Source organism: Petroclostridium sp. X23 (genome assembly GCF_030013905.1).
Classification (GTDB): Bacteria; Bacillota; Clostridia; order SK-Y3; family SK-Y3; genus X23.
On record NZ_CP124862.1, the window covers coordinates 3,839,865 to 3,852,739 of the forward strand.

Sequence of the window (12,875 nt, forward strand, 5' to 3'; positions counted from 1 at the left end):
GGGAAATTAATTTTGACATTCAATATCTTAAAGAGGGTATATTTTCCACATTTGAAATTAGTGGTTATAAAAAAACAATATGTGCCCTCTTTGAGGTAGATATGGAAGGAGAATAATGATGCATTTATCTGATTTACTTAAAAAAGAAACCATATTATTATCACTTGATGCTAAAAACAGAGAAGAATGTATTGATAAAATGGTTGAAAGTATGGTAGAAGCAGGATTTGTAGCCGATAAATCTGTTTATATGGAAGCTGTTATGAGTCGGGAAGAGACAGGTACAACAGGTATTGGATTTGGTGTAGCCATTCCGCACGGAAAATCCAAAGGAGTTGCCGAACCCGGATTGGCTTTTGCGCGTTTGAAACAGCCGATTGATTGGAAATCTATGGACGGCAATCCGGTTTCGGTGGTATTTCTTATCGCTGTTCCCGAAGAAAAAGTAGGCAATGAGCATCTGCAAATTTTAATTGCTATTTCTCGAAAACTGATTCATGAAGAATTTCGTAATCAATTAAAAGAAGCTGGAAGTGCTCAGGATATTATAGATATTTTACAGGCAATCTAGAAGGGGGGATTTTAATGTTTATTAAAGAAGTGATCATTCAAAACGCTTCGGGATTTCATATTCGACCGGCCCAGTTGTTTGTTGATAAAGCTGCAGAATTTAAATCCGATATATTTGTAAAGGGTGAAGATGGAGTACCTATCGAAGCGAAGAGTATCCTTGGATTAATGACCATGGGACTGGAGAAAGGCGCAAAAATTACCATAGAAGCCACCGGCGAAGATGAACAAGAGGCGGTAAGTGCATTAGTAGAGCTGGTCGAGAGTAAATTTGGCGAGGAATAAAGGTGAAGGGTGAGAAAAATGGCTGAAATACAACTGCGTGGAATTGGTGTTTCAGATGGTATTCGAATGGGGAAGGCTTTTCTATATAGTGCAGTTGACTTAAATGAGAGTGAATATATGAGTGTCAGTAGTGATAACGTAGATGCAGAGTTAAGCCGTCTCAGAAAAGCCAAGGAACAATGTATTCATGAACTGGACCAATTGATTGGAAAAACCAAGCAAACGTTAGGAGAAGAAAAAGCCGGCATTATAAAGGGGCAGCGGAGCTTTTTAACCGACCCTGCTTTTTACCCTAAAATGGAGAAATTAGTTGAGGGTCAGCAGTACTCTGCTGAAAAGGCAGTGCAGGGTCTGGTGCAGCAATTTGCAGCGATTTTTGAGGCAATGCCCAATGAATACATGAGGGAAAGAGCAAAGGATGTTCGGGATTTAGGAAGGCGATTGCTACTGATTTTATCCGGTAAGAACAAAGTGCAGCTATCGGATATTCGTGAAGAGGTTATTTTAGTGGCCGATGATTTAGCCCCGTCAGAGACTGTTCAACTGGATAAGAAGTATATTCTGGCCTTTGCAGCCAAAACCGGCGGTAAAACATCACATACAGCTATCTTTTCTCGATCCTTGGGCATTCCTGCGGTATTAGGTATTGGAGATGAGTTGGACAATATTTGTAATGGTGACTTCTTGATTATTGATGGTATTGAAGGACTATGTATCATCAATCCTGATGAAGCAACGATTGATCAATATAGTCATCGGATGAAAGTTGAACAAGAACAACAACAGGCTTTAAAGAGTTATGCTTCTAAACGTGCTGTAACCAAAGATGGTCACGAGGTAGAGATTGCGGCGAATATCGGGAATGCTGACCAGGCTAATTTTGCTGTTGCGCAAGGCGCACAAGGGATTGGCTTATATAGGACGGAGTTTCTGTTTATGGCAGGAGATAAGCTTCCGGATGAAGAAGTACAGTACCAAGCCTATAAAGAAGTAGTGCAGCTTATGGAAAATAAGCCGGTAATTATTCGGACACTGGATATTGGCGGAGATAAAAAACTGCCGTATTTGAATATTCCTAAAGAGATGAACCCTTTTCTAGGATATCGGGCGATTCGGCTTTGCCTGGATCAAAAGAACATTTTGATTACGCAATTGCGTGCGATTTTAAGAGCGAGTGTGTACGGGAAAATAAAGATTATGTTTCCAATGATATCGGGAATGGAAGAATGGAGACAGGTAAAAAAGATCTATAGAGAGGTTCAAGCACAACTTACGGAAGAAGGAGTTTCTTTTGATTCGGCTATTGAATTGGGAATCATGGTTGAAGTGCCTTCAACTGCCTTGATGGCATCCCAATTAGCAGAGGAAGTTGACTTTTTCAGTATAGGTACCAATGATCTGGTCCAATATACGCTGGCGGTTGACAGAATGAATGAAAAAGTTGCATACCTTTATGACTATTTCCATCCGGCAGTAATACGCCTGATAAAATCTGTCATTGATGCGGCACATGCGAAGGGGAAGCGGGCAGGCATGTGCGGAGATATGGCCGGTGACCCTCTAGCTGCTCCTTTACTGATTGCGATGGGGCTGGACGAATGGAGCATGTCGGCAACATCTATGCAAAAAGTGAAGCACGGCATTGCACAAATTACTAGAGACGATTGTAAAAAAGTATTGGATAGCGTATTGGGATTGAAGACTACTGAAGAAATACACGAAGTTCTAAAGCAGTTTTACATTGATTTTATAGAAAATCATTAAATATATGAACAAGAAGATGAATACGTATAAGGCTGTTGACAAAGTTGCTGTCAGCAGCCATTTTTATTAGGATATAACTCTTAAATCAACTTCAGTATGCCCAGTATAAAAATGATAGTCCCTGATGCGAATTTTAATTTATCTTGACTGACTAAGTTTCCAAATTTTTTACCTATCAATTCGCCTATCTTTAAAAGTATAATATTCAGAACTGCTGTAAAAATTACAATAGATGCCAAATTGATTTGGAAAGCTGCCGCCGCTATACCCACAGATATTGAATCGATAGAGAGAGCAGCACCAATATATACGGCTTCTCTGATATCAATCACCCCTGAATGGTCTATGTCACTGGATGACGGTTCACGAATAATGTTGACAACGATACTTAAAGGTTTGATTTTGATTTTTTTTATCAGCTTTTCTTCTTCGGATGCAGGAAATAAAGCATCAAAGAAAGCTTGAATAAAAACAAATATTCCAAGACTCATTAGCAATAAGGCGCTTAAAATCTTTGTGGTATGGATAGAGACTATCGATAGGATCGCTTGCCCAAGCAGCCAGGAACATGATAAAGCGCCTAACGACATCATAGTAATTATAAGTAATGCGGTTTTTGCAACCTTAATTTTTTTTATACCATAGCTGATACCGATACCGAAACTATCTAAACTGAGAGATAAAGCAAGTAATAGTGCGGTCAAGCTGATTCTCCTTTCTAAAGCGAGATAGATTCTTTATTATTCTATGCTTGAGGATAAAAAATGACACTTTTTGGTACCCCTTTCTTTGCATCCCATTGAAATCTATTCATATTTAACGGAGTACTATCTGATTTTAAAAAATTAATTGTATAAATTTGCAATTTCCGCAATATCAAAAAATGGCGGGCATTATTTTATTTAATTAGGATAACATAATATATGAAGCCTATTAATGATAGATTGCAATTAAAAAATGAAAGGATGATGGATTTGCAACTCAAAGATATCATGACAAGTACAGTAGTATATGTAAGCCCTGACACACCTGTGGAGCAGGTAGCTCAACTGATGCAGAAACATAACGTAGGTTCTATTCCGGTTTGTGATGCAAGTGGTGTGAAAGGGATTGTAACCGATAGAGATATTGTGGTAAGAAATGTTGCCCATGGGACAGATCCAAAGACCTTGAAAGCTAGTGATGTTATGACTTCACAGATTACTACCGCTTGGCCGGGCATGGATGTTAGAGAAGCTTCAAAAATGATGGCGCAAAAGCAAATCAGAAGGCTGCCCATTGTAGAAAATAATACGGTAGTGGGAATGGTAGCACTTGGAGATTTAGCGGTAAACCCGACTTATGATACCGAAGCTTCTGAAGCTTTAACCGAAATATCAACACCTGCCCATCCCTACAAAGTTTAAGTTAATGAACAATTAACAATGAATGTTTTGCTACTCCGGTAGCAAAATATTCGAAAAGTTGAGTTAGAAGCCGGAATAAGCTTCTAACTCAATTTTTTAAGTATAATAAATTACGAAGTAGTGCTATATTATATTAGTAGCACTAAATTATTTCTACAATAAGTATTCAGTATTCATTATTAATTGTTCATTGTGTTATACTATGGATTGGGTGGTGATAATATGAGGGTAGTAAACTTAAAAAAGCTTACCAAAATATTAAAAACATTAATGAAAAAGGCGCAGACCGAGGATGGCAGAAACGAAATAAAATTAAACTTTTCCAATAAACTAAAATCCTCTAAAGGAATAGACGGTATTATTAACAAGTTGAAAGTAATGTACAATTATTTCCTCGACCCTGAAGTATCTACCTATAAAAAGCTGATTATCGGTGCAATTCTACTCTATTTTATCAATCCTGCAGATCTCATGCCCGATTTGATTCCAGGAGCAGGTTTCATTGATGACACTGTAGCTGTTTTATACGGTTGGAACTTGCTGAAAGAAGAGTTGGAAAACTATGTAGATTCAAAGAGATCAGGAGTGATGGATGAAGATGGAGAAGTCATTTCTGATGTTGATTATTCAGTAGATGAAACAGACGAACAAGAATGACTGGATTTGCAATAATAATGAATATAATACACATTCCAAGCGCTCAATGCCGGGCTTGGAACTAAAACAGGAGGTACAAATGGATACAGCAACATTAAAGTACAGTCTTGTAAACTCAAAATATCCTCTTGCTCTCACCGGTGCAGGTGTAAGTGTTGCAAGCGGATTACCTACATTTGATGTAGATTGGAATGATATTCCTATACGTGATATGCTAACCAGGGAATATTTTGTGAATCATCCGAACACATTTTTTGATTTGTATAGAAGTATACTGGCATGGAATGATGTACAGCCAAACGCAGCACATAAAGTACTGGCAAAATATAATGCAGATATTATTACACAGAATATCGATGGGCTTCATCAAAAAGCCGGCAGCCAGAATGTATTGGAGATACATGGAAATTTGAGAGACTTAGTATGCGAAAAGTGCAGAATGATTTACCCTGCACAGAAATCGCTGGATGAAAAAATACCGCACTGCGACTGCGGCAAAATACTAAAGCCCGATGTAGTGTTATTTGGTGATCAAATTCACGACTGGGAGCAAGCAATTCAGTGGGCCGGAAAATGTGACCTGATGTTGGTAATCGGTACCAGCCTGCAAGTGGCTCCTGCCAATCTGCTGCCTAATATAGCCCAAAAAAATGGAGCAAAAGTGGTTATTATTAATGAAAATAGCGAAGATCTATTCAAAGAGTTATTACATTAAACTTCACGATTAACAGTTCATAGTTTATAGATCTAACAAAATTCCGTGAACTGTGAACTGTGAACCGTGAACCAATCAATACTTCTGGTTTATATAGCTGTCAATGACCGACCGTATCTTTTCATCTCTAAATACACCTTCTTCAATGAGCCTATTTCTGATATCTTCATTTTTAGAGTGTAAAATAACATCTTCATACTCTTTTAATACGATTTCAAATAGCTTATTTTTAAGATTTGGAGAATTTACCTTTACATAATATGCATCAACGCCTTCGAAATCAAGGATATCTAATATTTTCATAGTGACCTTATCTTTTTTAGAATAATAGTAATTGGCTTTTTCGATAAAGTCTTTTTTCTGAAGGCTGTTCTTAGGGGACTCATGGGCGCGCTTCTGACAGTATTTCGCAATCACGTTATAATACTGATAGTTAAACAAGCCTTTTTTTATATGATCTACTCTTTGAAAAGGTTTTGTATTCATCGATTGTATATAGTAATAGTTGTTTTCAATAAATTCTTCCTTGGACAGGTCTCCTTTGGTGTATTGGTCAATTAAGCTCTGACGGTTTGCAAAAAAATCATCGAATTTATTTCTAGACATATTCTCACTCCTAATTCTATCAGACCGTATGGTTATTATAACATATTTTAATGAAAAATACTTAACTTGCCGCCATTCAAATATTGCGGTATTAAAATATTGCTTCAATCATACATATGTATTATAGAGTAAATCAAGCTATTCATTCGCTCTTTTAAAAGAAATGGATGGAAAAGAATTTTAAATTTGCAGAACAATAAGGAGGTTATAAGGGTAATGTCACAGTTTGCAGACCTCATTAAGAAGGACAGACTAGAAAAGAATAAGAAACATTTTGAAGGCACGATGCTTGATTATTTGGAAGTATTAAAAGAGAACCCTTCGTTGTGCATGCTGGCCCACCAGAGAATGTATGAATTAGTTACCGGAAAAGGAATAGAAATCATTAATACGGAAGAAAATCCCAGGCTAAGAAGGATTTATGGCAATGACGTCATCAAGAAGTATAATTTCTTCAAAGATGACTTTTTTGGTATAGACAAGACTTTAATGAAAATGGTGAGATATTTTCATGCAGCTGCCATGAAGGGTGAAGAATCCAGGCAGGTGCTTTATTTGGTAGGACCGGTGGGGGCAGGGAAGTCATCCATCATGGAGGCACTGAAAAAAGCATTGGAAATGAGTATACCTATATATGCTATTAAAGGCTGCCCCATGAGAGAGGAGCCGCTGCATCTTATTCCAAAACATTTAAGGGAACAGTTTGAACGTATGCTCAACATACAGATAGAGGGCGATCTGTGTCCGGTTTGCCGCTATAGGCTGAAAGAGCAGTACAACGGAGAATATGAGCGATACCCTGTAGAAAGTGTGGATTTTAGTATTCGTTCAAGAAAAGGAGTGGGTGTGGTACCTCCGGTGGATCCTAACAATCAGGATACCTCAGTGCTCATCGGTTCGGTAGACATATCCAAGTTGGACCTATATCCCGAGGATGACCCAAGGGTATTATCCCTAAATGGAGCGTTTAATGTGGGTAATCGGGGCTTGGTAGAGTTTATTGAAGTGTTTAAGAATGAAGTGGAATATTTGCATACTATGATTACGGCAACACAAGAGAAGAGTGTTCCTTCACCGGGGAAAGGTTCAATGATCTATTTTGATGGAATCATTTTAGCCCATTCTAATGAAGCAGAATGGAATAAATTTAAGTCTGACCATACCAATGAAGCCATCCTGGATAGAATCGTAAAAATTGAGGTGCCATATTGTCTTGAATTGAATGAAGAAATTAAGATATACAATAAGATCTTGAAGAAAAGTAAGTTTAGCGCGCATATTGCGCCGCATACCATTGAGGTGGCGTCCATGTTTGCGATACTCACAAGATTAGCGCCTTCATCCAAAGTCGATGCGCTTACAAAGCTAAAGATATATAACGGGGAAGAAATTGTTGAAAAAGGAAGCACTAAAAAAGTGGATATCCTTGAATTGAGGGAAGAAACACAGCGAGAAGGGATGACGGGTATATCCACCCGGTTTATCATGAAGGCACTGGATACGGCAATAGCAGAGTCGGACCATAATTGTATCAATCCAATCGGAGTGATGGAGACTTTAGTAAAAGAAGTGAAAGAAACGGCAATTGGCGATGACGACAAGAAAAAATATCTCAACTTTTTGCAGGATGCTATTAAGAAAGAATATCACAAGATTCTTGAAAAAGAGGTTACCAAAGCATTTATACATGGTTATAAGGAGCAGGCCGAAGACTTGTTCAACAATTATCTGGATCATGCGGAAGCTTATGTGAATAAGGCAAAGATCAAAGAGAGGAGTACAGGCCAAGAGTTGGAGCCGGATGAAAAGTTCTTGCGGTCCATTGAAGAGCAGATCGGAATTACTGAAACGGCTGCCCGAGGATTCCGCCAAGATGTAACCGCCTATATGTTTTTTGTAATGAGAAGTGGTGGGAAAGTAGACTATACATGTTATGAGCCTTTAAAGGAAGCAATAGAGAAGAAGCTTACTTCATCGGTACGGGAATTGAGCAGGGTGATTACCCGAACCAAGGTTAGAGATAAGGAGCAAAATGAAAAATTTGATGCCATGGTAGAAGAGATGAAGAAAAACGGGTACTGTGATTACTGCTGTAATGTGATTCTTAAATATGCTGCGAATAATTTGTGGAAAGATTAACGAACGGAGTGAGTATATGGTTATATTTAGAGAGTTTGACAGCAGGGGCAGAGACCGGTCAGCGGAAGACAAAAGAAGGCATCGGGAATTGGTGGAAGATTCCATCAAAAAAAATATAGGAAATATTATTGCTGAGGAGAGTATTATAGGACAAAGCAAAGATAAAAAAATCAAGATTCCTGTTCGGGGAATAAAAGAATATCAGTTTATATACGGGAAGAATAAACCGGGTGTGGGCTCTGGAGATGGAAGTGAAAAACGCGGTGATAAAATCGGAAGTGATAGTTCCAAAAAAGGCCAAGGCCCCGGACAAGGAGAGGCAGGCAGCAATGAAGGGGAAGACATTTACGAAACAGAGATTACGATTGAAGAATTAATTGATTATCTGTTTGAAGATTTGAATTTACCCTTTCTGCAGAAAAAGAAATTTAAGGAAATGGAATCTGAAACAACTTTTAAGAAGTTGGGATATCAGAGGAAAGGGATTCGTCCGCGTTTGGCTAAGAAACGGTCGGTAGTGGAAAAAATCAAAAGGCAAAAAGCTTACGAAAGAGCGCAGGCGGAAGAACCAAAATTGTATGATGAGCAAAAAGAACGGGAAAGGTTCCCATTTAAAGAGGATGATTTAAGATATTACCGGATGCGGCAGGATGTTAGACGAGAATCCAACGCAGTGGTTATATGCATTATGGATACTTCCGGTTCGATGGACATGACTAAAAAATACCTGGCTAGGAGCTTTTATTTCTTGCTATACCAGTTTATCAAGCTGAAATACGTTAATGTTGAGATTGTATTTGTCTCACATTCTACCGTCGCAAAAGAAGTGGATGAAGATGACTTCTTTCACCGGGGAGAGTCCGGGGGGACATTTATCAGCAGTGGGTATGAAAAGGCGTTGGAAATCATTGAAGCAAGATATAATCCTGCAATATGGAACATTTATGCTTTTCACTGCAGTGATGGTGATAATTGGACGGAAGACAATAAAAAAGCTGTAGAGTCGGCATGTAAGCTTTGTGAGACATGCAATCTGTTCGGCTACGGAGAGATTATGCTGGGATACTATACACCTATCAGCACCATACGTGAAGAATTTGCCAATAAGGTGAAGTATCCCAATTTTTCAATTGTTACAATGTCAAAGAAGGAGGATGTTATTCCTGCGCTTAGAAAGTTGTTAGACAAGGAGACAGCGCTTAAAGAATAACAAAAGGACTATGATGGAATATACAGTGGGACAGTTGGAAGAATGGAATAAGAAGATTGAAGAAATCGTAAAGGAGGAAGGATTGGATGTCTATCCTCAGGAATTTGAGATCTGCAGCTACGAAGATATGTTGTGTTATGAAGCTTATGTAGGGATGCCGTCCCATTATCCTCACTGGAGCTACGGTAAAACCTATGAGAAGAAAAAAACACTGTATAGGTATAATCTTGAGGGATTACCCTATGAGATGGTAATCAATTCAAACCCATGCATAGCATATCTTATGAGGGATAACAGCCAATTGCTTCAGATTCTTACCATTGCTCATGTTTATGGGCATAACGATTTTTTTAAAAATAACCGTTTGTTCGCAGAAGGAACATCGGCAGAGACTGCGGTGGAAATGTTTAAAAACCATGCGGATAGAATTAGGAGTTATATTCAAGACCCAAGCATTGGCTATGAGAAGGTTGAGCGTATATTGGATGCGGCTCATGCGTTAAGGTTTCAGACCTCTAGAGTAATCGGAGAGAAAAAAGTTTCTCAACAAGAGAAGAAAGACAGATTGCTGCAGAAATATTACGAGAAGACAAAAGTCCATAGTCCGTTGGATATTAAAAAGAATATTGCTTTCCCGGATTTGAATAAAATTCCTATAGAGCCAGCCGAAGACTTGATGGCATTTGTAGTGGAATATGGGCAACTGGAAGAATGGGAAAAAGACATCCTTACCATTACCATGCGAGAGACGGCATATTTTATTCCACAGATTGAGACAAAGATTATGAACGAGGGGTGGGCCAGTTACTGGCACTATCATATATTGAATAAGCTGGAACTGACGCAAGAGTTTCATATGGAATTTTTGACCCGGCATCATCAAGTAATTCGTCCGTGGAAAGGTGGGGTGAACCCGTATTATATGGGGTACACTATCTTTCATGATATTGAACGGCGCTACGGCAAAAAAAAAATATTTGAAGTGCGGAAGTTAGAAAGGGATGAATCTTTTATCCGGCGATATCTTACTGAAGAATTATGTAGAGACATGAACCTGTTTGAGTATAACAAGAAAGGTGTAGACTATGTGATAGAAGAGGTTGCGGATGAAAAAGGATGGAAGGAAATACGCAATGCCGTCGTTAGTACTACTGGTATGTCAGGCATCCCCTCCATCAAAGTAATGGAAATGTCTCCGAAGGACCGGTCGCTGCTTTTGGAACATGAATATGATGGCAGAGAGTTGGACCTCACCTACGCATATGAGACATTAAAATATTTGTCAACGCTTTGGGGTGGTAAAATACTGCTTCGTACGGTCATTGACAAGGTGCGAAAGCTGATTGTATGTGAAGAGAACAAAAGAATATCCATGAACGGCGTATGAAGGATTATGATATGGAGATATATGAAGGTATAAAAAATAAAAGGGGCACTCCTTAAAATGAAGGGGTGTCCCATAGTTTTTCTAAAACTGGGCAGTTTTATTCTGGTCAAGCAGTAATTTTGAAGCTTTTGCCGCATACTTAAGAAAGTTGAGCTTTTTGTTTGTGAATACTTTCTTCCCTAGAGAAGTTTTCAAGATTCTAAGTAGCTTGTCATAATCGTCATTATTCATTTTTTCCATCGCATGCCTGAGGGCTAATGAATCGTAATAGCTGTTTCGGAGTTTTTTTATCTCTTTTTCATATTTGGTTTTTCCGCATATATCCAAACCGGCATAAATTCCGCTTAGCATAGCAGATCCCTGGCCGAATCCAAGGAAAGGCATAATTGAGCCAAAGCAGTTTCCGGTAAAGAGTACATTATCAACCCTGCATTTCTCCGCTATACCTATTTGGTAGTTTGTTACCTGAAATCCATCGGTAATACGGAATTTGAAGTTAAAACTATTTAAAAAGTTATCCCACAATTTATCAATATTATACTTTTTATTATGTTCATAATTTGGATAGGCGATGACTACATTTGCTTCCTGGGCATTAAAAGGAATCAGGTATGCATAACCCTGCGGTGCAAAGGTATTGTTCAGCCAAGCACATACCGTATTTGGTTGAAACTCGCCTTTGAGGGTGGCACCTTTTAGGTTTACCGGCAGGTGGGTGGTATATTTCTGAAGTTTTTCAGAATAACTTCCATCACCTGTTGCCAGTACCAACTTATCATAATTGTATAATAAATCATCAATAGATTTATCGCTGTTAAAAATAATACGCTTTTTTATATTGGTTGAAATTTGCTTTTCCAGTGAATGCTCATGTCTGCCCCTTGTAGTGATGTAACCAATAAATGCTTGAACATCTACTGTTTCTTTTGGCGATTTTATTATGATCTTATTAATGACGTTGGTTGCCTTAAGATATAGTCCGTGCTCCATTGAAAGCAGCGAAAAAATATCCTGAATAGGGCGGTCGAGTATTTCCATGATGATTTCTCCGTTTACAAATCTGTCTCCGACACAGCGCCGATTTTCATAAATATCATAATGGTATCCCTGTTTTTCCAAGATATATGCACAGCAAAGGCCCGATAATCCTGCACCCATAATAGCGGTACGCATATTTACACCACCTTTTCAATATCATTCTGAGTACAAATATAGTTTATGTAGAATCATACTATTTAAACAGATTTATACATAAATATTGCTTTATGAAAGATAAAACAAACAAATCAGGCTTCAACTTTGCTAATGCTTCTACAGGATATGTAAAGTGTTTTTATTCCTGCTATCGTTGCTTTGAATGGGTTTGAAATTATATCGTAATATATGGATATAATGATTGACAGATAGGTGGTTTGTCTTTTATAATATAAATGTACCCTGTGGGGGTATTTGTGAAGTGAGAGAGCAATTTTAATATGTATTTCCAGTTTGGAGGGAAAGACGATGAATCAGTATATTTCCTTAGTAATTTTGTTGGTAGTTGTCGTTGCTTTTTGGATATCTAGAAAAGGTTTGGGCACGGCGGGGGGAGTGAAAATAAGTCCTTCGGATGCGAAAAGGAGACTGGAGAGCGAAAAAGGCATCATTCTTTTGGATGTTCGAACCAAGGATGAATATCTGGAAAAACATATACCGAAAAGCACTTTGATTCCTGTGGATGTTCTTTCGAGCGAAGCAAACAAAAAGTTGCCGGATAAAAATACAGAAATTTTCGTTTATTGCAGAAGTGGCAGTCGTAGTGCAATAGCTGCAAAAGTGTTAACAAAAATGGGTTATACACATATATATAATTTGGGTGGTATCGTAAGATGGCCATATGAAACAGTATCCGGAAATAAATAAAGCTAAATTTAACAAATATATAGAAGATAAGGAACAATCATGAGAAAGAAGATATTATCATATCTAAGTTATGGCACTTTGATAATTGGGACAGTGATTGGAGTATATACACTTGCTGAAATATATGTTTTGAAAAGTAGTTTGCCCTCCGGCGTATGTCCCGTTATACGTAATAGGCCTCTAATATATATTGCAATTATTTTATGCTGTATATCTTTCATTTTGTCCTTTTTA

The 12,875-nt window shown here is 38.1% G+C and carries 13 protein-coding genes; 10 read left to right on the plus strand and 3 right to left on the minus strand.

The window, feature by feature from the left end:
* The first annotated feature begins 115 nt into the window (after positions 1 to 115).
* Genes QKW49_RS17995 through ptsP form a run of 3 tightly spaced genes read left to right on the plus strand, consistent with a single transcriptional unit; the run spans position 116 to position 2,619 of the window.
* Complete coding sequence (locus tag QKW49_RS17995; protein WP_282864040.1) at positions 116 to 571, plus strand: PTS sugar transporter subunit IIA; 456 nt, start codon at positions 116 to 118, stop codon at positions 569 to 571.
* Between the two features lie 14 nt (positions 572 to 585).
* Positions 586 to 855 (plus strand): HPr family phosphocarrier protein, encoded by a 270-nt coding sequence (locus tag QKW49_RS18000; protein ID WP_282864041.1) that lies wholly within the window; start codon positions 586 to 588, stop codon positions 853 to 855.
* 18 nt (positions 856 to 873) lie between these two features.
* Positions 874 to 2,619, plus strand: coding sequence for a phosphoenolpyruvate--protein phosphotransferase (gene ptsP, locus QKW49_RS18005; RefSeq protein ID WP_282864042.1), 1,746 nt, complete (start codon positions 874 to 876; stop codon positions 2,617 to 2,619).
* An 80-nt stretch (positions 2,620 to 2,699) separates the two neighbouring features.
* Here the strand turns inward: ptsP and ytaF are convergent, their stop codons facing one another.
* Complete coding sequence (gene ytaF / locus QKW49_RS18010) at positions 2,700 to 3,323, minus strand: sporulation membrane protein YtaF (protein ID WP_282864043.1); 624 nt, start codon at positions 3,321 to 3,323, stop codon at positions 2,700 to 2,702.
* 270 nt (positions 3,324 to 3,593) lie between these two features.
* On the opposite strand from ytaF, the gene QKW49_RS18015 reads away from it, so the two are divergent.
* The 3 genes from QKW49_RS18015 to QKW49_RS18025 all read left to right on the plus strand — a co-directional run bounded on the left by QKW49_RS18015 (position 3,594) and on the right by QKW49_RS18025 (position 5,397).
* Positions 3,594 to 4,025: a CBS domain-containing protein gene (locus QKW49_RS18015; RefSeq protein ID WP_282868174.1), complete on the plus strand. Its 432-nt coding sequence runs from the start codon at positions 3,594 to 3,596 to the stop codon at positions 4,023 to 4,025.
* Positions 4,026 to 4,247: 222 nt separating this feature from the next.
* Positions 4,248 to 4,682, plus strand: a complete 435-nt coding sequence (locus tag QKW49_RS18020; RefSeq protein ID WP_282864044.1) for a DUF1232 domain-containing protein — start codon at positions 4,248 to 4,250, stop codon at positions 4,680 to 4,682.
* 79 nt (positions 4,683 to 4,761) lie between these two features.
* Positions 4,762 to 5,397 carry a Sir2 family NAD-dependent protein deacetylase gene (locus QKW49_RS18025; RefSeq protein ID WP_282864045.1) on the plus strand — a complete coding sequence of 212 codons (636 nt, stop codon included), beginning with the start codon at positions 4,762 to 4,764 and terminating at the stop codon, positions 5,395 to 5,397.
* A gap of 75 nt (positions 5,398 to 5,472) precedes the next feature.
* On the opposite strand, the gene QKW49_RS18030 is transcribed toward QKW49_RS18025, so the two are convergent.
* Complete coding sequence (locus QKW49_RS18030; protein WP_282864046.1) at positions 5,473 to 6,003, minus strand: DUF6648 family protein; 531 nt, start codon at positions 6,001 to 6,003, stop codon at positions 5,473 to 5,475.
* Between the two features lie 216 nt (positions 6,004 to 6,219).
* Here QKW49_RS18030 and QKW49_RS18035 point away from each other — a divergent pair, with 216 nt between their 5' ends.
* Genes QKW49_RS18035 through QKW49_RS18045 form a run of 3 tightly spaced genes read left to right on the plus strand, consistent with a single transcriptional unit; the run spans position 6,220 to position 10,739 of the window.
* Positions 6,220 to 8,142 carry a PrkA family serine protein kinase gene (locus tag QKW49_RS18035; RefSeq protein WP_282864047.1) on the plus strand — a complete coding sequence of 641 codons (1,923 nt, stop codon included), beginning with the start codon at positions 6,220 to 6,222 and terminating at the stop codon, positions 8,140 to 8,142.
* Between the two features lie 16 nt (positions 8,143 to 8,158).
* Entirely contained in the window at positions 8,159 to 9,352 is a 1,194-nt protein-coding gene (gene yhbH, locus QKW49_RS18040) for a sporulation protein YhbH (RefSeq protein WP_282864048.1), read from the plus strand.
* Positions 9,353 to 9,365: 13 nt separating this feature from the next.
* On the plus strand, positions 9,366 to 10,739 hold the full coding sequence (locus QKW49_RS18045) for a SpoVR family protein (RefSeq protein WP_282864049.1): 1,374 nt from the start codon (positions 9,366 to 9,368) through the stop codon (positions 10,737 to 10,739).
* An 81-nt stretch (positions 10,740 to 10,820) separates the two neighbouring features.
* On the opposite strand, the gene QKW49_RS18050 is transcribed toward QKW49_RS18045, so the two are convergent.
* Positions 10,821 to 11,912 carry an NAD(P)/FAD-dependent oxidoreductase gene (locus tag QKW49_RS18050; RefSeq protein WP_282864050.1) on the minus strand — a complete coding sequence of 364 codons (1,092 nt, stop codon included), beginning with the start codon at positions 11,910 to 11,912 and terminating at the stop codon, positions 10,821 to 10,823.
* 330 nt (positions 11,913 to 12,242) lie between these two features.
* Here QKW49_RS18050 and QKW49_RS18055 point away from each other — a divergent pair, with 330 nt between their 5' ends.
* Positions 12,243 to 12,641: a rhodanese-like domain-containing protein gene (locus tag QKW49_RS18055; RefSeq protein ID WP_282864051.1), complete on the plus strand. Its 399-nt coding sequence runs from the start codon at positions 12,243 to 12,245 to the stop codon at positions 12,639 to 12,641.
* The last annotated feature ends 234 nt before the right edge of the window (positions 12,642 to 12,875 follow it).